Source organism: Lentzea miocenica (assembly GCF_033949945.1).
GTDB lineage: Bacteria > Actinomycetota > Actinomycetes > Mycobacteriales > Pseudonocardiaceae > Lentzea > Lentzea miocenica.
This window is the reverse complement of sequence record NZ_JAXAVW010000001.1, coordinates 471642-494733: the sequence shown is the minus strand read 5'-3', so window position 1 is coordinate 494733 and position 23092 is coordinate 471642. Positions and strand designations below refer to the sequence as shown.

At 69.5% G+C, this 23092-nt stretch carries 18 protein-coding genes and 1 pseudogene; 8 read left to right on the top strand and 11 right to left on the bottom strand.

Annotated features, from left to right (window positions below; all coding sequences use genetic code 11):
* Positions 1–100 precede the first annotated feature (100 nt).
* The gene (locus tag SK803_RS02355) at positions 101–2311 is read left to right on the top strand and encodes a hypothetical protein (RefSeq protein WP_319964029.1); all 2211 of its coding nucleotides are present in this window, start codon (positions 101–103) and stop codon (positions 2309–2311) included.
* A gap of 337 nt (positions 2312–2648) precedes the next feature.
* On the opposite strand, the gene SK803_RS02350 is transcribed toward SK803_RS02355, so the two are convergent.
* A complete protein-coding gene (locus tag SK803_RS02350) occupies positions 2649–3350 on the bottom strand; it encodes an AfsR/SARP family transcriptional regulator (protein WP_319964028.1) in 702 nt (233 codons plus the stop codon).
* A gap of 152 nt (positions 3351–3502) precedes the next feature.
* Here SK803_RS02350 and SK803_RS02345 point away from each other — a divergent pair, with 152 nt between their 5' ends.
* From SK803_RS02345 to SK803_RS02335, 3 genes are read left to right on the top strand one after another with little or no spacing between them, the layout of a single operon-like run.
* On the top strand, positions 3503–5830 hold the full coding sequence (locus tag SK803_RS02345; protein WP_319964027.1) for a glycoside hydrolase family 3 protein: 2328 nt from the start codon (positions 3503–3505) through the stop codon (positions 5828–5830).
* Between the two features lie 8 nt (positions 5831–5838).
* Positions 5839–6474, top strand: coding sequence for a TetR/AcrR family transcriptional regulator (locus SK803_RS02340; RefSeq protein ID WP_319964026.1), 636 nt, complete (start codon positions 5839–5841; stop codon positions 6472–6474).
* 6 nt (positions 6475–6480) lie between these two features.
* Positions 6481–6765, top strand: a complete 285-nt coding sequence (locus SK803_RS02335) for a PASTA domain-containing protein (protein WP_319964025.1) — start codon at positions 6481–6483, stop codon at positions 6763–6765.
* Here SK803_RS02335 and SK803_RS02330 read toward each other — a convergent pair.
* Entirely contained in the window at positions 6737–8035 is a 1299-nt protein-coding gene (locus SK803_RS02330) for a nucleobase:cation symporter-2 family protein (RefSeq protein ID WP_406601464.1), read from the bottom strand. The genes SK803_RS02335 and SK803_RS02330 overlap by 29 nt on opposite strands.
* Before the next feature lie 73 nt (positions 8036–8108).
* On the opposite strand from SK803_RS02330, the gene SK803_RS02325 reads away from it, so the two are divergent.
* Together SK803_RS02325 and SK803_RS02320 are read left to right on the top strand one after the other, a co-directional pair.
* On the top strand, positions 8109–8831 hold the full coding sequence (locus SK803_RS02325) for a YqjF family protein (RefSeq protein WP_319964023.1): 723 nt from the start codon (positions 8109–8111) through the stop codon (positions 8829–8831).
* Between the two features lie 298 nt (positions 8832–9129).
* Complete coding sequence (locus tag SK803_RS02320; protein WP_319964022.1) at positions 9130–11814, top strand: AfsR/SARP family transcriptional regulator; 2685 nt, start codon at positions 9130–9132, stop codon at positions 11812–11814.
* Positions 11815–11823: 9 nt separating this feature from the next.
* On the opposite strand, the gene SK803_RS02315 is transcribed toward SK803_RS02320, so the two are convergent.
* Both SK803_RS02315 and SK803_RS02310 read right to left on the bottom strand, forming a co-directional pair.
* Complete coding sequence (locus tag SK803_RS02315; RefSeq protein ID WP_319964021.1) at positions 11824–12105, bottom strand: hypothetical protein; 282 nt, start codon at positions 12103–12105, stop codon at positions 11824–11826.
* 25 nt (positions 12106–12130) lie between these two features.
* Positions 12131–12433, bottom strand: coding sequence for an acyl-CoA dehydrogenase family protein (locus SK803_RS02310; protein ID WP_319964020.1), 303 nt, complete (start codon positions 12431–12433; stop codon positions 12131–12133).
* Positions 12434–12543: 110 nt separating this feature from the next.
* Between SK803_RS02310 and SK803_RS02305 the strand changes: the two genes are divergently transcribed.
* A complete protein-coding gene (locus tag SK803_RS02305) occupies positions 12544–12690 on the top strand; it encodes a hypothetical protein (RefSeq protein ID WP_319964019.1) in 147 nt (48 codons plus the stop codon).
* A gap of 143 nt (positions 12691–12833) precedes the next feature.
* Here the strand turns inward: SK803_RS02305 and SK803_RS46465 are convergent.
* From SK803_RS46465 to SK803_RS02275, 7 genes and pseudogenes are all read right to left on the bottom strand, one after another.
* Positions 12834–13115: pseudogene (locus SK803_RS46465) on the bottom strand (acyl-CoA dehydrogenase family protein); the annotation flags it as partial.
* Positions 13112–14653, bottom strand: coding sequence for an aldehyde dehydrogenase family protein (locus SK803_RS02300; RefSeq protein ID WP_319964018.1), 1542 nt, complete (start codon positions 14651–14653; stop codon positions 13112–13114). The pseudogene SK803_RS46465 and the gene SK803_RS02300, both read right to left, overlap by 4 nt.
* Before the next feature lie 24 nt (positions 14654–14677).
* Positions 14678–15535: a 2Fe-2S iron-sulfur cluster-binding protein gene (locus SK803_RS02295; RefSeq protein WP_319964017.1), complete on the bottom strand. Its 858-nt coding sequence runs from the start codon at positions 15533–15535 to the stop codon at positions 14678–14680.
* Positions 15532–17301, bottom strand: a complete 1770-nt coding sequence (locus SK803_RS02290; RefSeq protein ID WP_319964016.1) for an NAD(P)H-dependent oxidoreductase subunit E — start codon at positions 17299–17301, stop codon at positions 15532–15534. Before SK803_RS02290 ends, SK803_RS02295 begins: the two co-directional genes overlap by 4 nt.
* Positions 17301–19241, bottom strand: a complete 1941-nt coding sequence (locus tag SK803_RS02285; protein ID WP_319964015.1) for a molybdopterin oxidoreductase family protein — start codon at positions 19239–19241, stop codon at positions 17301–17303. Before SK803_RS02285 ends, SK803_RS02290 begins: the two co-directional genes overlap by 1 nt.
* A 191-nt stretch (positions 19242–19432) precedes the next feature.
* Positions 19433–21016: a CocE/NonD family hydrolase gene (locus SK803_RS02280; protein WP_319964014.1), complete on the bottom strand. Its 1584-nt coding sequence runs from the start codon at positions 21014–21016 to the stop codon at positions 19433–19435.
* Between the two features lie 2 nt (positions 21017–21018).
* Entirely contained in the window at positions 21019–22086 is a 1068-nt protein-coding gene (locus tag SK803_RS02275; RefSeq protein ID WP_319964013.1) for an aldo/keto reductase, read from the bottom strand.
* 112 nt (positions 22087–22198) lie between these two features.
* On the opposite strand from SK803_RS02275, the gene SK803_RS02270 reads away from it, so the two are divergent.
* Entirely contained in the window at positions 22199–23089 is an 891-nt protein-coding gene (locus SK803_RS02270) for an AraC family transcriptional regulator (RefSeq protein ID WP_319964012.1), read from the top strand.
* The last annotated feature ends 3 nt before the right edge of the window (positions 23090–23092 follow it).

Genomic DNA, 23092 nt, shown 5'->3' with positions numbered 1-23092 from the left:
CTTCGCCCTTAAATGGGTGTCGACCGCGTATGTGGCGGTCTGCGGACTCCGCTAGGTTCCACCGCGTCCTGGCTGAGGAAGTGCATTCGAAGGTGAAGCAGTGCTGCCGGAATCGGCGTTCGAACGGGCCAAACGGGGAACCGGTCAGCTCTTCGCGGTCAACAGGCCGCCGGGAGCCGAACGGACGCAGTACCTGATCCAGGCGGCGGAACTGGCTCGGGCAAACGGGTTCGCCGTCACCTGGGTCGGCTGCCGCGTGGACGCACCCGCGTACTGGCCGTGGCACGCCGTTCTCGCCGGGCTGGGCGGTGACGCGGCGGCGCTCGACGCCGAACCCGACGTCTGCGCGCAGAAAGTCGTCGACGCGCTGGGCGAGGCGCCCGCGTTGATCATGATCGACGACATCGACCTGGCTGGTGAGGAGGCGTTCCAGCTCACCCAGTTCGTGGCGGGGAGCGTTCATCACCTGCCAGTGGTCATCGTTGTCACCTCGACCGGCACCACCGCGCTCGACGACACCGTCCGGTTGGTCGAACGGGCGCACGCCGTGCTGGCGAAAGGACGTATCACCGAGGCTCGGGACCTGCTCGACCAGGCGGCGAGGGACGGCGACCCGGAAGCAGCGCTGGGCCTGCCGGGGATGTGGGTCAACAAGTTCCGCGGCCGGGCCGACCGCGCGCTGGCGATCGCCCGGCTGCGCGAGGCACTGGCAGCGGAACCGGCCGAACCGTTGCGCACCCGGCTGGTCGTCCGGCTCGCGGCAGAGCACGCGTACGACCGGCGCGAGACCGAGTGCGTGCTCGAAGCGTTGGAGCAGGCCAGGAACACCGGTGACCAATTGACCTTGGCCGAGGCCTTGTCGTTGGCACATCACGCGTTGTGGTCGCCGGAGCACAACGCACATCGGCTCGCGCTGACCGGTGAGCTGATCGCGGTGGCGTCGGCAGCGGGGCTGGACCTGTTGGCGCTCAGCGGTTTGTGCCGGCGCACGATGGACCTGTTCTGCCTCGGTGACCCGCACGCGGAGCGGTCGCAGGTCGAGCTGGCCAGAAGAGCGGCGGGGTATCCGGCGGTGCTGTTCTTCCACGCCGCGATGGACGTCATGCGGACGATCCGCGCCGGACGGTTCGCCGAGGCCGAGCAGAAGTCGCTGGCCTGCCTGCGGATCGGGATGGAAGTGGGGGACGTCGACGCGGAGACGTTCCACAGCACGCATCTGTTCGCGATCCGGTGGTTGCAGGGCCGCGGCGCCGAACTGGTCGACCTCGCCGAGCAGGTCACGCACTCCCCCACGCTGCCGGATCTGGAGTTCAGCTTCGAGGCGGCGCTCGCGTTGCTGGCTTTCGAGGCAGGACAACGAGACCGGGCGCGCTCGGCGTTGCACCGGCTGACGATCAACGGGCTGAGCGCGGTTCCGTTGTCCAGCACCTGGATCACCTGCATGTTCTGCGTGGTGCACGTCGCCGCGGGGCTCGGTGACGCGGCGATCGCCCGTGAGGCCTACCGGTTGCTCGAACCGTTCGCGAACCAGCCGGTCGTACCGGCCACCGCGATCGTCTGCTTCGGCTCGACCGAACTGCTGCTGGGCATCGCCGCAACCACGTTCGGCGACAACGAGCTGGCCGCCGGGCACCTCGACCGCGCGGTCACCACCAACATCCGGCTGGGCAACCGGCCGATGACCGCCTACGCCCGCGCGACGCTCGCGCAAACCGTCGGCGGCGAGCGAGGCCGGACGTTGTTCGACATCGCCATCAAAGACGCGAACGCGATCGGCATGGACGCTCGCGCCGCAATGTGGGCCAGGGAGCGCGACGGGCTGGCCGGCCGGATCTCCATCCGCCGCGAGAACGTGTGGTGGGTCGTCTCCCACCACGGCAAGGACATCCGCGTCGACGACCTCGTGGGCATGCGGTACCTCGCCCGGCTGGTGGCACAGCCCGGCGTCGAGGTCACCGCGCTGGAGCTCGTCGGCGGTGAGGACAACGGCAACCAGCCCGTGTTCGACGAGGAGGCCCGCTCCGCCTACCTCGCGCGCATCCGCGACCTCCGCGAGCAACTGGACGAGAATCCGTCGCCGAAGCTGGAGGCCGAACTGGAGGCGTTGCTCAGCCACCTGGAACGCGAGAGCGGGATCGGTGGCCGCAGCCGGAACTTCGCCGGTCCGGCCGAACGCGCCAGAACCGCCGTGCGCAAAGCGATCCGGCGAGCCATCGACACCATCGCGGCGACCGAACAGTCCACGGCGGACGCCCTGCGCGACGCCGTGACCACGGGTTACCGCTGCTCGTACCACCCCGGTGGATCTTGACCACCGCACGGCAACCGGATCGCCACCGCGGATCGGCAGAATTTGTGCACGGGGGACGGCGGTGGGGCGCCCGGCAGGACAAGAGGAAACAACGACCAGGCAGGGCACCATGACCGTCAGCGTCAACCAGATCGCGCGGGTACCGGCGAGCTGAACCCGTTCCAGTCGAACACGGATCGCTCCCCCAGGGTGATCCACCTCCGGTCGGTGCCTCCGAGGGGGAGGCATCGCCCGGTCGCACGACCAGCGCGGCGGCTCGCTACCCCAGTGCGGGCCGCCGCGCATCCCGATCCGGCACCGAGGCTCGCACCCCCGACACGGGCCTCGGTGCCTCCGGCTATCCGGCGAGGACCGCGGCTTCCCTGCGGCGCAACGCGTCGCCTGGTTCCATGCCGAACTCCTCCACGAGCAGCGCGCGCACCCGCCGGTACGTCCGCAGCGCGTCACCCGGCCGTCCTGCCCGGTGCTGGGCCTCCATCAGCAGCTCCCACAACGACTCCCGCAACGGGTACAGCGCCACCAGTCGTTCCAGCTGCCCGATCGCCTCCGCGTGCCGGCCGTCGAGGCACAGCGCCGCCGCGTGGTTCTCCTCCGCGAACGCCAGCGCTTCCCGCAGCCGCACGATCTCGGCGCTCGCCCAGCCCTCGACCGGGCAGTCCGCGAGCGGATCTCCCCGGTGCAGCCGCAGCGCCTCCGCATACCTGCCACACCGCAGGTGCTCGTCGAACTCCTCGACGTCGACGACGACCTGCGTGACGTCGAGCAGGTAGCCGGGTTCACGGGTCAGCACCACGCCGTCCGCCCCTGCCAGTTCCAGCGCCCTGCGGACCTTCGCCACGTGCCCCTGCAGCGTCTTGGTCCCCGTCGGTGGCACGTCCTCGCCCCACAGGCCGTCGACCAGCGCCGATCTCGACACCAGCCGGCCGGTTCTCAACGCCAGCATCGCGAACACCGCACGCCGCCGCGCCCCGCTGAAGTGCACGGGGCCTTCCGGTCCACGAACCTCCAGCGGCCCGAGCAGCCGCACCTCAACCCTCATCACCGATTCCCCTCCCCTTGGACACAAGAAGAGGCGTGCCGTGGGTGTGCCACGCCATGGCACACCCATCAAGGTAACCCGGAGATAACGGGCAGATCTCAGCAAGACATACCGACCGACCACTCGGTCGGTAGTGGTGGTTCGCTCGGCGCATGGACATCGAGAAGGCAGCCATCAGGGATCTGGTGGCGAGCCTGGACCTGGCCCGGAAGGTGCGGCTGCTGACCGGTTGCGCGTTGTTCGCGCTGCACGCGGAGCCGGAGATCGGGCTGGCGTCGCTGAAGCTGTCCGACGGGCCGACCGGGGTGCGCGGCGCCGAGCTCAGGGGCGGCACGATCGCCTGCGTGCTGCCGAACGCCACGCTGCTCGCCCAGCACTGGGACACCGCGCTGGCCCACGAGGTCGGCGAGGTGCTGGCGGACGAGGCGGCCGCGCAGCAGGTGCACGTCGTGCTCGGTCCGACGATCAACCTGCACCGCACGCCGCTCGGTGGCCGCCTGTTCGAGGCCTACAGCGAGGATCCACTGCTCACCGGCGCGCTCGCCGCCGCCTACGTGCGGGGCTTGCAGGGCAAGGGCATCGCCGCGACGCCGAAGCACTACGTGGCCAACGAGTCCGAGACCGAGCGCCGCACCGCGAGTTCGGAGCTGGACGAGAAGACGTTGCGCGAGGTGTACCTGCTGCCGTTCGAGATCGTCGTGGAGGACGCCTCGCCGTGGGCGATCATGGCTGCCTACAACAAGGTCAACGGCATCCCGGCGACCGAGCACACGGAGTTGATCGAAGGCGTGCTCAAGGGCGAGTGGGGCTTCGACGGCCTGATCATGTCCGACTGGTTCGCCACCCGGTCCACTGCCGAGAGCGCCAACGGCGGCCTCGACCTGGTGATGCCCGGTCCTGGCGGGCCGTGGGAGGACAGGCTGGTCGCGGCCGTCGAGGCGGGCGAGGTGGCCGAGTCGGCCATCGACGACCACCTGGGCCGCCTGCTGCTGCTGGCCTCACGGACCGGCGCGCTCGGCGAGCAGCGCTCATGGCCGTCCGACCTGCCCGCTCCGGACAGCGAGGTGCGTCGCGAGCAACTGCGGAGGTTCGCGGCGGGTGGCATGACCGTGCTGACGAACAACGGCGTGCTGCCGCTGGACTCGCCGAACGTCGCGCTGATCGGCCGGCACGCGGTCGAGACCGTCGCGCAGGGCGGTGGTTCGGCCGGGGTGCGGCCGCCGCACGTCATCAGCATCGCCGACGGCCTGACCTCGCTGCTGGGCGACCGGGTGTCCGTTGTGGACGGTGTGGAGGTCCGGTTCCGGCACGCTTCTCCCGGTGCCGGGGTGCTGCGGGACATCCGTGCCACGACGTTCGGCGCGTCCGGCGAGGTGCTGGCGTCACGTGAGATGGAGATCGCCGAACTCGCGGCGTACGGCGGGTGGGCGCAGGGTGCCGCGTCGATCGAGGTGTCCGGCGAGGTGGTGCTGTCCGAACCGACGCGGCTGCAGGTCGGCTTCCGCGGCTTCGGCGACTGGACGCTGGAGGTGGCCGGTGAGTCGCACGCCATGCGCCTGGCCTGGGCGGACGGCATCGTGGAGGAAGCGCTGCTGAAGCCGCCGTTCTGGACCACCGAGGTGCTGCTCTCCCCCGGCGACCGCATCACCGCACGGGTTCGCGAGGCGGCCGCGCTGGTCGGCCTGATCACGCGACCGGTCCCCCGGCCTCCCGCCGAGGTGATCGGTGCCGCGGTGCGGGCGGCGCGCGAGGCGGACGTGGCGGTCGTGGTCGTCGGCCTGACAGAGGAGCAGGAGACCGAGGGCTTCGACAAGACGACGCTGGTGCTGCCGGGCGAGCAGGACGCGCTGGTCGCGGCGGTGGCGGCGGCCGCTCAGCGCACGGTCGTCGTGGTCAACGCGGCAACGCCGGTGCTGATGCCGTGGCTCGCCGAGGTCGACGCCGTGCTGTGGGCCGGACTGCCCGGCCAGGAAGCCGGTGACGCCGTGGCAGCCGCGTTGCTCGGTCACGTCGAACCTGCTGGACGGTTGGTCACCACGTTCCCGCGGACGGACTCCGACGCGTTGACGCCGGTGCCGACCGACGGTGCGTTGCCCTACGACGAAGGCACCGCGATCGGGTACCGCGGCGCGTCTGACCCGTTGTTCTGGTTCGGCCACGGCCTCGGCTACACCACGTGGGAGTACGGCGAAGCGTCCTTTGTGGACGGCACCGTGTCGGTGCGGATCACCAACACCGGCTCCCGGCCAGGACGCGAGGTCGTGCAGGTCTACCTCCGCCCGCGGGACGAACCGGTCCGGCTCGCGGGCTGGGCGGTGGCGGACGTCGCCACCGGGGAGACCGTGCAGGTCGAAGTGCCGTGCTCGGCACGGGTGCGGCGGGTGTGGGCGGACGGCTGGCAACCGTTGCGGGGCGGCGAGGTGCTGATCGCCCGCGGGCTCGGCGACGTCCGGGTTGTCCTGCCGGCCGATCAGGAGTGAGGTGAGCGGTGTCGTTCCCGCCCAGGTACCGGGCCAAGTCGCGAGTGGACCTCTCGGGTGAGGAGTCCAGGGCGAAGGCGGTGGCCGTCGCGACCGAACTGTTCGCGACGGCGGGCTTCAAGGGCACCTCGGTCGCGGCCGTGGCTGCGAAGACCGGCCTCTCGCAATCCGGTCTGCTGCACCACTTCCCGAGCAAGGCGGCCCTGCTGGCGGCCGTGCTCGAGGAACGCGACCGGCAGGACGGCGACTTCCTCACCGGCACCACCGCGCCACCGCTGGGATGGGCGGCGTTCGACTCGCTGACCGCACTCGCGGCCCGCAACTCGACGCGGCCGCACCTGGTGGGGTTGTTCGTACGGCTCGCCGCGGAGGCCGTCGAACCGTCACATCCGGCGCACACGTGGGTGCAGCAGCACTATGCGGGCATCCGGGGCTGGCTGACCGAGGCCGTTCAGGCGGGCAAGGACCGCGGCGAGATCGCGGCGGACGCTCCGGTCGGCACCGTGGTGCGCACGACGATCGCGGTGATCGACGGGTTGCAGCAGCAGTGGTTGCTGCAACCTGGAGAGGTGTCGATGACCGCGGATTTCGAGGCATTCGTCGGGACTCTGCGGGCGCGTTGGAGTATCGTCGGCTCCGGGTGAAGTCATGTGACAGTGGTGGTTCCCAACTTCCACGGAAAGCAGGCGCTCGACGCGTGGCTGGTAGGCCATGACGCGGGTTTGCTCCTGCAGGGTCCCGATCCGGACAGTCCCCATCCCCTGTTGAACGGCGTCGTCGTGGCGCAGCGTCCTGCTGCGGGCACGCGCGTTCAACGCTGGGGTGCGGTGACCGTGTGGGTCGAGGGCGATGGTGAAGGCAGCGGTGTGCGCGAACCGCGTCGTCCGCTGCCCCCGCACCGTGAAGCTACGAAGTACTTCGACGAGTGTGGTTGAACAACAGGTTGAGCACGAAGGCGGTCAGCGCCGCGCTGGTGATGGCGCTGCCGCCGATCACCTGTGCCCAGGCGGGAAACGACTGGTAGATCTTCGGGGCGACCACCGGGAGCAGACCGACACCGATCGTCACCGCGATGATCAGCAGGTTCCCGGTGTTCTCGAAGTCGACCCTGCCCAGAATCCCGATGCCCACGGCGGCGACCGTCGCGAACATGACCAGTCCGGCCGCGCCGACGACCGGACCGGGCAGGGCCGCGACGATCTCGCCCAGCTTCGGGATCAGGCCCAGCAGCACCAGAATCGCGCCGGCGACCGCGGCGACGTACCGGCTGCGCACCTTCGTGATGCCGACCAGGCCGACGTTCTGGCCGAAGACGGTGTCCAGGAACCCGTTCATGATCCCGCCGAGCACGCCGGAGACCCCCTCGGCCGCCAACCCGCGCGCCAGGTCGTGTGAGGTGACCGGACGGCCGGTCATCTCGCCGACCGCGAGCATGTCGGCGGTGGACTCGGTGAAGGTCACCAGCATCACGACGCACATGGAGATCACGGCGGCCGGCGGGAACTGGGGCGCGCCGAAGTGGAACGGCGCGGCGATGCCCAGCCACGCCGCGCCGCCGACGTTCGAGAAGTCCGTCATGCCCAGGAAGATCGCCGCGATCGTGCCGCCGACCAGGCCGATCAGCACGCCCAGCTGGCCGAGCAGACCGCGCGCGAACCGTCCGACGAGCACGATCACCAGCACGATCCCGAACGCCAGCGCGAGCTCCTTGCCGGAGCCCTCCCCGTCCTGGCCGGTGATCAACCCGGCCGCGATGCCGATCAGCGACAACCCGATCACCGTGATCACCGAGCCGGTGACGACAGGCGGGAAGAACCGGACGGCGCGGGCGAACGGCACCGCGATCAGGATGCCGAACACGCCCGCGGCGAGCATCGAGCCGTAGACGGCCTGCAGTCCGTACTGGCCCGCGATCAGGATCATCGGCGTGACGGCGGTGAACGTCGCGCCGGCCACTACCGGCAGCCGGATGCCCAGCACGGTGCCGATGCCGAGCGACTGCAGCAGCGTGATCAGTCCGGCGACCAGCAGGTCGGCGTTCACGAGCAGGCCGATGGTGTGGGTGTCGAGCCCGGCGGCGGCGCCGAAGACCAGCGGCACCGCCACGCAGCCGGTGTACATGGCGAGGACGTGCTGCAAACCGAGCAGCCCGAGCCGCGCAGGTGGCAGTACCTGGTCCACCGGATGCTTGAGAGCCATGCACATCTGTGTAGTGCTTGATCGTTGCGACGGCATCACACGCGGGAGAACTCGCCCGCTCAGCGGTACTTTCAAAACCATGACCGAGCCGGTGACGCCGCTGACCCCGCGTCCGGTGCGGATCGCGTCCGTCGGGCAGTGGTGGCGCGACGTGACGTTCCTGCACTGGGCCGTGCCACCCGAGTCGGTCGCGGGGTTCCTGCCGGCGGGCACCCGGCCGGACACGCTGAACGGGCTCACCTACATCGGCCTGGTGCCGTTCCGGATGCACCCGATCGGCGGGACGGTAGGACCGCGACTGCCTTACGTCGGCACGTTCTGCGAGACCAACGTCCGCCTGTACTCGGTCGACGAGGCCGGCCGCCGCGGGGTTGTGTTCCTGTCACTCGACGCGAGCCGCGTAGTGCCGGTGATGGGCGCCCGGATCAGTTCACGGTTGCCGTACAAGTGGTCGTCGATGCGGTTGAAGCGCGACGGCGACGTGATCACCTACACCTGCCGGCGCCTCTGGCCCGCGCCACGGGGCGCGTCGAGCAGGGTGGTGGTGCGGGTGGGGCCCGCCGTCGAACCCGACGAGCTGAGCCGCTTCCTCACCGCCCGCTGGGGCCTGCACGTGTCCTGGTACGGCAGGACCATCTACCTGCCCAACGACCATCCGGAGTGGCGGCTGCACAGCGCCGAACTGCTGGAGCTCGATGACGAACTGGTGGCCGCCGCCGGTCTGGAAGTCCCGGTGGGACCGCCGGTGAGCGTGCTGCACTCACCTGGTGTGCCGGTGCGGTTCGGCGTTCCGTCGAAGTAGGGGTGGTGGCCCGGTTCCAGTCTGGGGGACCCGTCCGGGCCACCGGTCTTGCGGTAGGTGGCCGACGTGCGCGGTGACTTTCACACGTCGGCCGGGTTCTTGGGGGAACCAGATCCGGTAACTGTGCCGACCCCCTGGGTCCAGGTGTTCTCGAACCTGGCGGCGCAGGTACCGGATCTGGGTACAAAGGTGTCAGGTGGTGCGCACAGATTTCGCCCAGGCCGTGCACAGACGGTCGGGGTTGTGCGCGAGGATGGCTTGATCCGAACGATCGCGATCATCGAGGAGAAATGCACCTGTGGAGTTCCTGCTGCTCGGCTCGCTGGCGGTACGGCGGACGGGCACACCGCTGGAGCTTGGTGGGCCCCGGCAACGCGCGGTGCTCACGATGTTGTTGCTGCACGCGAACGAGGCGGTCAGCGTCGCACAGCTGACCGAGGCGGTCTGGGACTCACCGCCGGTGTCGCCCGAGTCGAACCTGCGCACATACGTCGCCGGGTTGCGCAAGGTCCTCGGCGACCGGCTCATCACCCGGCCCGGTCACGGCTACCAGCTCGTCGTCGAGCCCGGTGAGCTCGACCTGGACGAGTTCGAGCAGCTGGTCCGGTCCGGCGAGGAAGCCGGTGCGGACGGCGACACCGAGGCCGCGGCCGATCTGTTCGCCCAGGCGCTGGCCAAGTGGCACGGCGTCCCGAGCGTCGAGCTGTCGGCGGGACCGTTGCTGCGCGCGGAGTTCACCCGGCTGCAGGAACGGCGGCTCACCGCGGTCGAACGGTATGCGAAGGCCGCGCTGGAGTTGAACCGGTTCGACGACGTGATCGACCGGCTGCGGCGGGAGACGGCACAGCACCCGTTGCGCGAGGAGCTGTGGGCGCAGCTGATGGTGGCCCTGGACCGTTCCGGCCGGCGCAGCGAGGCGCTGGAGGCCTATGCGGCCGCTCGCAAGCACGTGGTCGAGCAGATCGGTGTGGAGCCGGGTGCGCGCCTGCGGCAGTTGCAGCAGGTGATCCTCGAAAGCCGGGTGCCCTCTCCCGCGGCTTTGAGCGCGCACCGGCAGCTGCCGATGGACATCGCCGAGTTCACCGGGCGCGAGTCCGAGCTGCGGCGGCTGTGCGAGCCGGGACCGCATTCCACGGTCGTGATCTCCGCGATCGAGGGCATGGCCGGTGTCGGCAAGACGAAGCTGGCTGTGCGGGCGGCGCATCAGCTCGTCTCGCGGTATCCGGACGTGCAGCTGTGGGCCGATCTGCACGGTTTCGACGCGGACGAGCTGCCCGCCGACCCTGCCGCCGTGCTGGAGAGCTTCCTGCGCCTGCTGGGCGTGCCGGGCGGGCAGATTCCGGAGTCGCTGGAGTCACGCGCGGCGCTGTACCGCGACCGGCTGGCGGGCAAACGCGCGTTGGTGCTGCTGGACAACGCGGCGGGTGAGGACCAGGTCCGGCCGTTGCTGCCGGGCAGTGCCTCGTGCTTCGTGCTGATCACCAGCCGCCGCACGTTGTTGATGCTGGACGGGGTGAAATCGCTCTCGCTGGACGTCTTCACGCCCGGTGAGGCGGTCGCGCTGCTCGCCAGGATCGCCGGCGAGGATCGGGTGCACGCCGACCGCGAGGCGGCCGAACGGGTCGCGGAGCTGTGCGGGCACCTGCCGATCGCCGTGGCACTCGCCGCGAAACGACTCGCTCGACGTCCACAGTGGACTGTGCTGGACCTCGTGGCACAGCTGGAAAGAGGGGGCGGTCTCGGTGCGCGGGGCGTGTTCGACCTCTCGTACCAGGCACTGCCGGAGAACCAGAGGCGTCTGTTTCGACTCCTCGGAATCCACCCGGGAGAGGACTTCACGGCCGAATCCGCCGCCGCTCTCGCCGGGCTGACCCCGTACGAGGCCGAGGACCTGCTGGAAACGTTGCTCGACGAACACCTGCTCCAGCAGCACACACCTGGCCGCTACGGCCTGCACGATCTGTTGCGCGCGTACGCCGTCGAGCAGGTCACGGCCACTGAACCGCCGCCCGCCCGTTCGCTGGCTCGGCGGCGGGTGCTGGACTGGTACGTGCACACGTCGTGGCATGGCGCGCAGCAGCTGAATCCCCAGCGCAAGCTGGAGATCAGCACCGCGGACCCGGCCGTGCACCCGCGCGCGTTCGCCGACCGCGACGCCGCGTTGTCGTGGTGCGACACCGAACGCGCGAACCTGGTGGCGGCCGTTCGTGACGCGGCCGACCACGGTCTGCCGGAGCACTCGTGGAGTCTCGCCCAGTGCCTGTGGGACTTCTTCAACCTGCGCAAGCACTGGGCCGACTGGATCGACACGCACGGCGTCGCACTGGCCGCGGCCCGTTCGGTGGGCGACCGCAGCGCCGAGGGACGGATGCTGATCACGTTGGGCATCGCGTTGCGCGAGGTCCGGCGACACGACGAGTCCATCGACTGTTACCAACAGGCGTTGGCGATCTTCCGCGCGATCGGCGACAAGTCGCGCCAGGAACCGACTTTGAACAACCTCGGCATCGTGTACATGGTGCTGGGCCGGGTCGACGACGCGTTGTCGTGCTACGAGCAGTCGGCCGAGATCGCCCGCGAACTGGGCAACCTGCACTCGGAAGCGGTGACGCTCAACAACATCGCCCTGCTGCACGCCGACGCCGGCCGGTTCGACGTGGCGCTGTCGCACTACCTGCGGGCGTTGGAGATCCGGCAGGAGATCAAGGACCCGTACAGCGAGGCGATCCTGCTCAACAACATCGGCGAGGTGTACCGGGGGCTGCTCGACTTCCCCGAGGCCGTGTCGTACGTCGACCGGGCGTTGGAGACGTTCCGGGCGATCGGCGACCTCTACGGGCAGGCTGAGTCGCTGGACAACCTCGGGCTGGCGCTCGACGGCATCGGCGACCGGCGGGGCGCGGAGAAGTGCTGGCTGGAGTCCGTGACGTTGTTCGAGGAGCTGGGCGAACCGAAGGCCGACGAGGTGCGTGCCCGCCTGTAGCCGCTGGCGTCACAGCAAGCCGGTGAGGTTGCCGAGCGTGATCATGCCGACGAACACCGCCAGCAACGACAGCAGCGCGCCGATCACCGCGAAAGCCTTGCCCTGGCGGGGTCCGAGCAGCCCGAGGATCGCGACCACGAATCCCGGCAACCCGAACGCCCACGCCAGGTAGGGGCGAACGCCGTCGAGGTTGATCGGCAGGAAGGTCACCACGACCCCGGCCAATCCGAGAGCCAGCGCCAGCAAACCCAGCGCAGGCCCCTTGGTCTGGGCAGACGGTCCGTAGGACATGCCCGCGACCCTAACCAACCGACAATTAGATCTCCACTGAATCCAACAGGGCGTCGACCGTCGGCTCGATCGCGGCGGCCGCCCGTGCGTCCCGGAACCTGCGCTCGATGCCCAGGTCCCGGCGGAACGCCGCGTCCCCGCACACCTTCATCGCGAGGTCGGTGACCGCCACCGCGGCCTCGGTCGCCGTGACCGCCAGCAGCCGGACCCGGTCCACCGACCGTTCCGGATGCCAGCTCACCGCGGACAGGGTGTCGTTGTAGAGAACCCGGACCGAGTCGGTGCGCAGCCGCATCCGGACCAGGTCGGCCCGTGTGCGCGGAACCACCGCCGAGGTGGCCCAACGCCGCCGCCAGCGCGCCCTCCATCAGCCCCAGCGACACCGCCGCTCCCAGCACCAGGAACCACGGGAACGCCAGCTCTTCCGACCACAGCTGATTGGACGCCGGCACCCGCACCGGATCCGCCTCCACGCACGTGGCGACGGTCCCGCGCAAGCCCATGCCGACGTGGTCGGCTGGCACCAGCAGCCCCGGCGCCTCCGCCGGTACCAGCCACAACGCCGCGCCGCAGGACCAGACGTAGCTGTCCGCCTCGCCGGCCGCGATCACCCAGCTCTTGCGCGCCCGCACCTGGACCACGTCGCCGTGCACCGACATCGCACCGGCCGAGCCGAACGCCGCCAGGGTCGAGAGATGCCGGCCGGCCGCGATCTCCGCACGCAGCCAGTGCGGGCCGGAGCGGTCCAGCACGGCGGCCGCGGAGTAGTGCGAGCGCAGGACGGAAGCCGTTGCGCCGCAGACGCGAGCGACGTGCTCGACCACCCGCCCGGCCGACCGCAGGTCCTGTCCTCCCCCGCCGACCGTGCGCGAGATCGTCATTCCCAGAATGCCGCTCGCGCCCAGCGAGTTCAGTGCCGCGCGCGGGAATCTGGCCTGTTGATCGACATCAGCGGCGGACGGCGCCACCACGTTCTGCACGATGCGGAGCAGGTCCGCGCGGTACGTCACGTTGGCGGGTAGAGCGAGTAGGAGGGGAAGTTGCCGTACGGCCGTTCGTCGGGCGGACCTTCTGTGACGGCGTGGACGAGCAACGCGCCACCCACGAACGCGCCGCGCCACGAAGCACCACGGCCGCCGAACACCTCGTCCCGGTCACCCCGCGACCGCGGCCTGTTGATGCCCACCTTGAACGCCTGGACGTCCGCGCTCAACCGCCGAGCCGTGGCCTCGTCGTCGCATGCCAGGGACGCGACCAGCGCGCCGTTCGAGGCGTTCATCGCGGCCAGCAGCTCGGCCTCGGTGTCGACCAGCACGATCGTGTCGACCGGCCCGAACGGCTCCGCGTGGTGCAGCACCGACGAACGCGGCGGGTCGAGGATCGCGACGGGTGCCAGGTAGGCGGCGGTCTGCTGGCCGGGCAGGAACCGGCCGGAGTCCAGCGATCCCCGGTAGAGCGGCACACCGCCCGCCCGGATCGCCTCGTCCACGACGTCACCGAGTTCCTTGGCCTTCGCGTCGTTGATCAACGGCCCGAAGTCCAGGGCGGGCAGCTCGTCGCCGGGCGAAGCGACGGCGAGCGGGTGCCCGAACTTCACGTCCCGCACAGCGGGCAGGTAGACGTTCAGGAACTTGTCGAACAACGAACGCTGCACGACGTACCGCGGGTACGCGGTGCAACGCTGCTTGCCGTAGTCGAAGGCCTTGCGGATCTGCGTGCCGAGCATGTCCCAGGAGTCGGTTTCCCAGACGCCCCAGCAGTTCAGGCCCTCCTGCTCCAGCACGTGCCGCCGGTTCGAGTCGACCAGCCGTGTCGCGATGGCGCTGCCGGCATCGCGACCGCCCACAAAGGACACACAACCGAGGAACGACGACCCGGCCAGCACCGGCGCCAGCTCGGCCCCGCTGCCGCTGACCAGTGTGAACGGCAGCCCGGACCGCACGGCCAGAGCGGTCGCCAGCGTCAGGCAGCTCACGCCACCATCGGTCGGTGCCTTGGCGATGACGGCGTTGCCCGCCAACGCCTGCACCAGCATCGCGTGCATCAGCACGCTCATCGGGTAGTTCCACGAGGCGATGTTGCTGACCGGGCCGTTCAGCGGGGTCCGGCCGGCGAGCATCCCGTCGATCTCCTCGACGTACCACCGCACCCCTTCGATGCAGCGGTCGACGTCGGCCGTGGCGAGCCGCCACGGCTTGCCGATCTCCCACACCAGCAGCAACGACAGCAGGTCGCGGTGCTCGACCAACGCGTCCAACGCTTCCGAAACGCGCGCTTTGCGTTCCGCGAGAGGCACTTCACGCCACTCCACGTGCTGCTCGACGGCGGAGACCACCGCCCGTCCCGCGACGTCGAAGTCGAGGAACGGCGGGCCCGCGATGGTGGAGCCGTCGACGGGGCTGGTGGCCGGCATCGGTTCGCCGGCACGACTCCACCCGCCGCCGAAGTGGTTGAGCAGCCGATCGTCGTGGAACGCCTCGGGTGCGACCTTCACGCACTGCGAATACACGTCGTTCCAGGAAGTTCCGGGCTTGAGGATCAACGACATCGGAGCGCCCTCCCGGTGCTTTGATCAGCGGTTTTGCACGTGCTGCCAGCCGAAGCGGCCCTTGATGCACAGGTTTCCGTGCGTGACCGTGCTTTCGTGCGGCGACGTGACCTTCACGATCTCGTTGTCCTGCACGTGCAGGGTGAGGTTGCACCCGACACCGCAGAACGTGCAGATGGTCGTGGTCTGGGTCTGGGCCTCTTCGTCCCAGGTGCCGTCTTCCCGCTTGTCGTACTCGCGTTTGAAGCTCAGCGCACCGGTCGGGCAGACCTCGATGCAGTTTCCGCAGTAGACGCAAGCGCTTTCGGGCAGTGGAGTGGAGAACTCCGTGGAGATCCGCGAGTCGAAGCCGCGGCCGGCCACCGAGATCGCGAAGGTGTTCTGCCACTGGTCGCCGCAAGCGTCGACGCACTTGTAGCACATGATGCACTTGCCCAAGTCGCGTACGTACAGCGGATTGTCCACAATGGTCGGCTGAAGCTTCGTGGCGGCGTCAGGACCAAACCGGGAGGGGTCGGCACCGCACGCGGACATCCACTCGTCCACGTGCGGCGTGGTGGAAAGGTCCGTCGCGGACCCGAGAAGTTCCAGCACCAGTTTGCGGCTGTGTTGCGTTCGTTCGGAGTCCGTGCGCACGACCATGCCCGGCTCGACCTTGCGCGAGCACGACGGCACCAGCGTGCGCGATCCCTCGACCTCGACCATGCAGACACGGCAAGCGTTTGCCGGCTTCAGAGTGTCGCCGTAACACAGAGTCGGGATCGACTTCCCGGATGCCGTGCAGGCGTCCAGGATCGTCGCACCCTCAGGTACGCGAACGCTTTCGCCGTCCAGCGTGAGCTCGACCAGCCGCTTCGGAAGCCCGATCTCGACGATGGTCACGATGCTGCCTCCTCCGCGTAACCCAGTCGATCAAGAGCAGATTCGATGGCGTTCCAGGCGGTCTGCCCGAGACCGCAGATCGACGAGTCGCGCATGACCTGCCCGACTTCCCGCAGCAGCTGGAGATCCTGCGCGCTGGTGCTCAGCGGACGCTTGCCGACGAGCCGGTGCAGCGCTTCTTCCTGCCGCACGGTCCCGATCCGGCACGGCACGCACTGCCCGCACGACTCGTCGCGGAAGAAAGCGGCGATGCGCAACAGGAAGCTGCCCAGGTCAGCCGTGTCGTCGAGGACCAGCACGACACCGGAGCCGAGGGTGGTGCCGGCGGCGCGCGCGTCCTCCAGGGTGAGCGGCAGGTCGAGCTCGTCCGGGCGGACGAACCCGCCTGCCGCCCCGCCGAGCAGTACCGCTCGCAACTCCCGGCCTGGCGGCACGCCACCCGCCAGATCGAGGAGTTCCCCGAGCGTGGTGCCGAACGGCACCTCGTACACGCCCGGACGACTCACGTTTCCCGACAGGCAGAACAGCTTCGACCCGGTGGAACCGGCGGTGCCGATCCGGGTGTACGCCTCGCAGCCCTCCGTGAGGATCACCGGCACGTTGACCAGCGTCTCCACGTTGTTGACCACGGTCGGTTTGCCGAAGAGCCCTGCTTCCACCGGGAAGGGAGGCTTCGACCGCGGTTCACCGCGGAAGCCCTCGATGGAGTTGAAGATCGCGGTTTCCTCGCCGCAGATGTACGCGCCGGCACCGCGGCGGATCTCGATGTCGAACGAGAAACCCTCGTGGCCCATGATGTTCGTGCCGAGGTAGCCCCGCTCGCGCGCCTTCGCGATCGCGTTGCGCAGCAGGTGCAGCGCCAGCGGGTACTCGCCGCGCAGGTACAGATAGCCGCGTGAGCACCCGGCGGCGAACCCGGCGATCGTCATCGACTCGATCACCGAGAACGGGTCGCCCTCCATCAGCAACCGGTCCTTGAACGTGCCCGGTTCGCTCTCGTCGGCGTTGCACACCAGGTAGTGCGGCCGGACGGGCTGGCGGGCGGTCGCGTCCCACTTGCGACCCGTCGGGAACGCCGCACCGCCGCGGCCCATCAGCTTGGCGTCGGAGATCTCGCGGATCACCCCGGACGGGCCCAGGAGGAGAGCCGTCCGCAACGCCGTGTAGCCGCCCGTCGCCCGGTAGTCGTCCAGCGACTCCGGATCGACGACGCCGGCCCGCTTGAGCAGCCGCAGGCCGGGGTCACCGGCCTGCGGCACCTCCGCGCGCTCACCGCCCACGTGGGAGGGACCAGCGGCCGCCACCGCGATCACCTCGCCGGCGTGGGTGGGCGCCAGGAGCTGTTCCTTCGCCACCTCCCCCGCCTCGAACGCGAGCGCCGCCGGAGCCTTCTCACAGACACCGAGACAGGGGCCGCGCAGCCATCCACTCCGCGCGCCGGCCGGGCCGAGCTCGTCGGTCAGCCTGTCGCACAACGCTTTCGCGCCGTTGACCTGGCAGGCCAGGTCCACGCAGACGTGCACGATCTTCGCGGGCCGTTCGGTCAGCGAGAACAGCGAGTAGAAGCTCGCCACCCCGTACGCCTCGGCCGGTGGGACGTGCAGGACGCGGCAGATGTGGTTCAGCGCGCCCTGGCTGATCCAGCCGACCCGGTCGTTGACGGCGTGCAGGGCGGGCAGCAACTGGTCGCGCCCCATGCCGTTGAAGAGGTCGACGACGACGCGTTCCGCTTCCGTGGGCTCGATGTCGAGGAGCTTCAGATCCATCAGCCCACCGCCCCGGCGACAGCGGGCACCGGCAACTTGTCGATGCGGACGGCCGCGGCCTTGTACTCGGCCGTCCCCGCGATCGGGCAGGTCGCCTCGATCGTGATGATGTTGACGTCGATCTCGTCCGGGAAGTGGAACGTCATGAACACCAGACCGGGCGTGAGCCCGTCGTCGATGCGCACGGGCGCCTGGATCTGCCCGCGCCTGCTGGTGATCTGGACCTCCTCGCCCGCGGTGACCCCGAGCATCGCGGCGTCCTGCGGGCACAGGTCGAGCGTCTCGCCCATGCGCAGCGGCGACTCGAACCCGGCCGACTGCACCCCGGTGTTGTAGGAGTCGAGCCGGCGCCCGGTGGTGAGCCGGAAGGGGAACTCACTCGTCAGCTCGTCGACGGGCGGGCTGTGCGGCACCGGTGAGAACGTCGCGGGCATGCCGCGTTTCACCGGGTCCTCCTCCCACAACCGGCCGTGCAGGAAGCTGGGTTCGAGGGAGTTCTCGTCCGGGCACGGCCACTGGATGCCGCCGAGGTCCTCCAGGCGCTGGTAGGTCATGCCGGTGTGGATCGGCGACAGACCGCGCAGCTCGTCCCACACGTCCTGGCCGGTCTTGTGCTGCCAGTCGGCCCCGAGCCGGGTGGCGATCTCGCCCATGATCTCGATGTCGTCCCGCGCACCCTCGGGTGGCGTGAGCGCCTTGCGGACGCGCTGGACCCGGCGCTCGCTGTTGGTGAACGTGCCGTCGGTCTCGCACCACGCCGCCGCGGCCGGGAGCACGACGTGCGCGAGCTGTGCGGTCTTGGTGAGGAAGATGTCCTGCACCACGACGTGGTCCAAGTTGGACAGTCGTTTGATCGTGTGCTCGCAGTCGGCCTCTGACTGCACCGGGTTCTCGCCGATGATGTACACGGTGGTCATGTCACCGCGTTCCATCGCCTCGAGCATCTGGGTGAGGTTCCACCCCTTGGCGGCCTTGAAGTTCGAACCCCAGGCGTCGTTGAACTTCTTCGCGACGTCCGGGTCCGTGATGTCCTGGAAGCCGGGCAGCCGGTCGGGGATGGCGCCCATGTCGCCGCCGCCCTGGACGTTGTTCTGCCCGCGCAACGGGTTCAGCCCCGCGCCGTACCGCCCTACCTGACCGGTCAGCAGCGCCAGGTTGATCAGGCTCAGCACGTTGTTGGTGCCGTTGTGGTGCTCGGTGATGCCGAGGGTCCAGCTGAGCTGACCGCGATCCGCCTTGGCGTAGGCGTGGGCGAGCTCGCGGATCAGCTCGGCCGGCACCCCGGTCTCCAGCTCGGCGACCGGCAGCGTCCACGGCTCGACGGTCTTCACGAACTCCGCGAAGCCCTCAGTCGCCCGCTCGACGAACGACATGTTCGTGAGGTTCGACGCGATGATCTCGCGCGCGATGGCGTGGGCCAGCGGAATGTCCGTGCCGACCTTGAGCCGCAACCACTTGTGCGCCCACCTGCCGGTGCTCGTCAGCCGCGGGTCGACCACGTACAGCTTCGCGCCCTTGTTGACGGCCTTGAGCACGTGCTGGAAGAAGATCGGGTGCGCCTCACGGGCGTTCGAGCCCCACAGGACGATGAGGTCGGCATCCTCGATCTCCTGGTACGAGGAGGTGCCACCACCACTGCCGAAAACCTTGGCCAACCCGGCCACACTCGGGGCGTGACACGTGCGGTTGCACGAGTCGACGTTGTTCGTACCGATGACCGCACGCGTGAACTTCTGGGCCATGTAGTTCATCTCGTTCGTAGCACGCGCACAGGAGAACATGCCGAACGCGTCCGGACCCCCGTTGGCCACGTTCCTGCGGAAACCCTCTGCGGCGCGATCCAGTGCCTCGTCCCAGGTGGCCGGGCGCAGGATGCCTGAGTCGCGCACCAACGGCTGGGTCAGCCGGACGTAGGGCTCGGTCTTCTTCCGCCTGCTCATCACGACACCTCCTCCGCCCATACTGTATGCAATCTTCGGTATGCGCTAGCCCCTGTTGCGGTTTCTTCACGTGGACGGCAGTGAGAAGTCCGTCTCGGCGGCGGCGATCAGGCGAGCGATGAGCTCCCATTTGCGCCGCTGTTCCAGCACCGCGAGGTGTTCGTCGAGCAGACTGTCGCCTTCCTGCGCGGCTAACGGCGGACCGGCAGGGAGATCTGCGACGGCCGTCCTGCGTCGTGGTGGACGACGTGGGACGCCTGCCGCATCGCCGTGCCGGTGCCGGGGTCCTCACCGGTGCCGAGATTGCGGGCGAAGCGGGGGAAGGCGCCACCGGAGACCTGCAGCCGCACTCGATGACCGGCCTCGAACCGGTGCGCCGTGGGATCAAGGGTGATGCGCACCATGTCCTGCCCGGTGCGGCGCACGATCTGATCGGTGACGTTGGTGGACCTGCCGGACGGGTCGACGTCGCAGAGCCTCGCGAACAGGTCCGCGTTCGCGTTGTCCGATGTCACGTGCAGCTCGACCACGGGCGAGCCGTGCACCTCGACCGCCGTGGCGAACGGTTCGGAGGTGAAGACGAGCACGTCCTGACGGGCCTCCAGCTCCCGGTTGTCCTTTGCGCCACCGCTCAGCGCCATCAGCCGTCCGCCGACGGAAGGCGTGGGATCCCGCGGGTCGTAGCGGAACGAGGTACCGCCGTCGTCCTCAGTGGACGGAAGTTCGGCGAGCCGCTGCCCGGAACGCAGGTACCAGGTTCTGGAGCGGGTGTCCGGGGGCCAGGACCCGTGGTTCTGCCAGCCGGCGCCGCCGACGAACACGCGCACCAGAGCTTCGCGGCCCACCGGAGCCCGGCGGGCGGTGTGCGTGTCGAACCAGGAAATGCCTTCCGCCAGGGAAATCCGGTTGTCCACGTTCAGGTGGGTCCACGGCCCGACAGTCATCGCGACGTCGACGTCCCGTGCGCGCAGGGTTTCGTACTGCTCGATCGTCTGGTTGAGGAAGAAGTCGTGCCATCCACCGATGAGCAGCGTCGGCACCTCGGTCCGGCGCAGCGCCTCGGTGACCCGGAACCGGTCCCAGTACGGTGAGGTCAGGTCCGGCTGACCGGCCCAGTCGTCGTACCAGGGCACGCCGGTGCCGCCCAACGGCAGCCGGGCCATCTCGGCCGCCAGCCTGCGCTCCGCCCGCAGCGTCCTGACCAGGCTCGTGAGCGGTCCCGCGGATTCCTGGTTGGCGACGAGATCCGCCCACGAACGCCCGTTGTAGAGCTCCAGCGGACCTTGGCGGTACATGGCGGCGCCGAGGTCGTGCACGCCGATCATCACCACCATCGCGGTCAGCTCCGGCGGTGGATCCACGGCGAGCGCCCAGCCGGTGAACCCGAGGTAGCTGCCGCCGAGGACCGCGAGCCTGCCGTCGAACCAGTTCTGCGTGCGCAGCCATGCCACGGTGTCCTGCGCGTCCTGGGCCTCGTCGACGCCCGGTGTGAAAACGCCTCCGGAGCCGAACGTGCCGCGGCAACTCTGGAACAACACGTGGTAGCCGCGCTCGGCGTAGATGCGTGCCTGCAGCAGGGCGTACGGGGCGCCGCGGCCGTACGGGCAGCGCACCAGGATCGTGGGCGCGTGTTCAACGGTCACCGGGACGTGGTGATCGGCGAGCAACCGCACGCCGTCGCGCATCGGCACCTCGACCGCCCGCTCGACCCGCACCCGGTTGCGCCGCGGAGGTAGTCCCCACATCCGGCCCAGCACCGCACTCGCCACGCTCACGGTCAGTACCTCGTACCCGGCTCGAAGAACATCGGCATCGCGGCGGACGGCCGTCCGTCCACGGTGGCTCCCGCGAACTGCAGATGAGGGGCCAGCTCACGGTTGTTCTCGGCGGGGAAGTTCAGGTGAGGCGCGGAGACCTCGTCGAGCGTGGCCCGTTGCGCGTCGGCGAGCGTCACGTCCAGCGCGCCGCGGTTCGTCTCGAACTGGTCGAGCCGGCGGGCGCCGATCACGACCGAGCTGATGCCGGGCCGTCCGCGCAACCAGGCCAGCGCGACCTGAGCCGCCGGCACACCGATCTCCGCGGCGACGGCGTTGACCGCGTCGACCACCACGAACTCCGCCGCGGAAGGCACCCGCCCGCGCTCCGAAGCCGGAGCGGCACCGGAGGTGTACTTGCCGGACAGGAAGCCGCCACGCAGAGGCGACCACGGCATGACGCCCATGCCCATCGCCTGTGCCATCGGAATGAGCTCGCCTTCCGGGGTGCGTTCGAGCAGCGAGTGCTCCAGCTGCAACGCGATGATCGGTGACCAGCCGTGCCACTGCGCGAGGGTGGCGGCGTGCGCCGTCGCCCAGGCCGGTACGTCGGAGAAACCGATGTAGCGGATCTTGCCGGCGCGCACCTGGTCGTCCAGGGCTCGGATGGTCTCCTCGACGGGGGTGACCGGGTCGAAGTTGTGCAGCCAGTAGAGGTCGACGTAGTCGGTTCGCAGGCGCCGCAACGAGTCCTCGAGCTGGTGCACGAGCGCCTTGCGGCCGGGCCCGCCGCCGTTCGGGTCGCCCGCGTGCAGGTTGCCGAAGAACTTCGTGGCCAGCACCAGCCGGTCGCGCAACCCCGGCGTGCCGGCGAGGACGTCGCCGATGATCTTCTCGGAGTGGCCGTTGGTGTAGAGGTTGGCGGTGTCGACCGAGTTGCCACCTCGATCCACATAGGACGCGAGGATCTTCGCGGACTCCTCCGGGCTGCTCCCCCAGCCGTGGTCCTCACCGAAGGTCATCGTGCCGAGGGTGAACGGGCTGACGCGCAGGCCTGACCGGCCGAGGGTGATGTGCGAATCAAGCGACATGGCTCAATTCAAGGCGCCACAAGCGCCATCACCTAGGCCGATGGGCTCGAACCGTTGCACGATCCGCTCAAGTCCGCGCCGATCACGGCACACCCGTGCGAGACTGCGAACCATGACCCACCTGGACGAGATCGGCCGCCGGATCATCCGGCACGCCGGACCCTACGGTCGTCCACTGTGGACCGAAGGCGTGCTGGTCTTCGTCTCCGACCGGGTGACCGAACCGATGGGCACGATCACCGAACCGGTGCTCACCCTCGTCGCCCAAGGCACGAAACGCACGATGCTCGGCGACCACGTCTTCGAACACGGGCCCGGCAAGATCTCCGTCGTGACCGTCGACCTCCCGCTGACCGGCCACATCACCGAGGCGAGCCCGTCCAAGCCGTTCCTGGCACTCGGCCTCAAGCTGGAGCCCGCCACCATCGCGCAACTGCTCGTCGAAGGCGGCTCCCCGCCGATCCGCCCGCACGACGGCCCCGGCATGGCGATCAGCGAGGCTGACGACAACCTGCTCGACGCCCTCGTCCGGCTGCTCAGGCTGCTCGACGAGCCCCGCGACCTGCGCGTGCTGGGCGCGTCGGTGCGGCGCGAGATCCACTGGCGGCTGCTCAACAGCCCGCAGGCCGCGTTGATGCGGCAGGCCGGCACCGCCGACAGCCGGCTGGCCCTGGTGGCGAGCGCCATCGCGTGGATCAAGAACCGGTTCGACCAGGTGATCCGCATCGACGACCTCGCCGCCGACATCGGCACCAGCGTCTCGACGCTGAACCGGCACTTCCGCACCGTCACGGCGATGAGCCCGCTGCAGTACCAGAAGCAGATCCGGTTGCAACGGGCCCGCGTCGCGCTCGTGTCCGCGCCGCACGACGTCGCTGCCGTCGGACACTCCGTCGGGTACGACAACCCGTCGCAGTTCAGCCGCGAGTACCGGCGGATGTTCGGAGCGCCTCCCGGACAGGACGCGCTCCGGCTGCAGAACGCGTCCATCGTCCAGGAGTGACGT

Excerpts from the sequence above, each read along its gene's own strand:
- SK803_RS02350 (WP_319964028.1), bottom strand. The coding sequence starts at position 3,350 with ATGAGGGTTGAGGTGCGGCTGCTCGGGCCGCTGGAGGTTCGTGGACCG.
- SK803_RS02345 (WP_319964027.1), top strand. The coding sequence starts at position 3,503 with ATGGACATCGAGAAGGCAGCCATCAGGGATCTGGTGGCGAGCCTGGAC.
- SK803_RS02330 (WP_406601464.1), bottom strand. The coding sequence starts at position 8,035 with ATGTGCATGGCTCTCAAGCATCCGGTGGACCAGGTACTGCCACCTGCG.
- SK803_RS02325 (WP_319964023.1), top strand. The coding sequence starts at position 8,109 with ATGACCGAGCCGGTGACGCCGCTGACCCCGCGTCCGGTGCGGATCGCG.
- SK803_RS02315 (WP_319964021.1), bottom strand. The coding sequence starts at position 12,105 with ATGTCCTACGGACCGTCTGCCCAGACCAAGGGGCCTGCGCTGGGTTTG.
- SK803_RS02300 (WP_319964018.1), bottom strand. The coding sequence starts at position 14,653 with ATGTCGTTGATCCTCAAGCCCGGAACTTCCTGGAACGACGTGTATTCG.
- SK803_RS02290 (WP_319964016.1), bottom strand. The coding sequence starts at position 17,301 with ATGGATCTGAAGCTCCTCGACATCGAGCCCACGGAAGCGGAACGCGTC.
- SK803_RS02285 (WP_319964015.1), bottom strand. The coding sequence starts at position 19,241 with ATGAGCAGGCGGAAGAAGACCGAGCCCTACGTCCGGCTGACCCAGCCG.
- SK803_RS02275 (WP_319964013.1), bottom strand. The coding sequence starts at position 22,086 with ATGTCGCTTGATTCGCACATCACCCTCGGCCGGTCAGGCCTGCGCGTC.
- SK803_RS02270 (WP_319964012.1), top strand. The coding sequence starts at position 22,199 with ATGACCCACCTGGACGAGATCGGCCGCCGGATCATCCGGCACGCCGGA.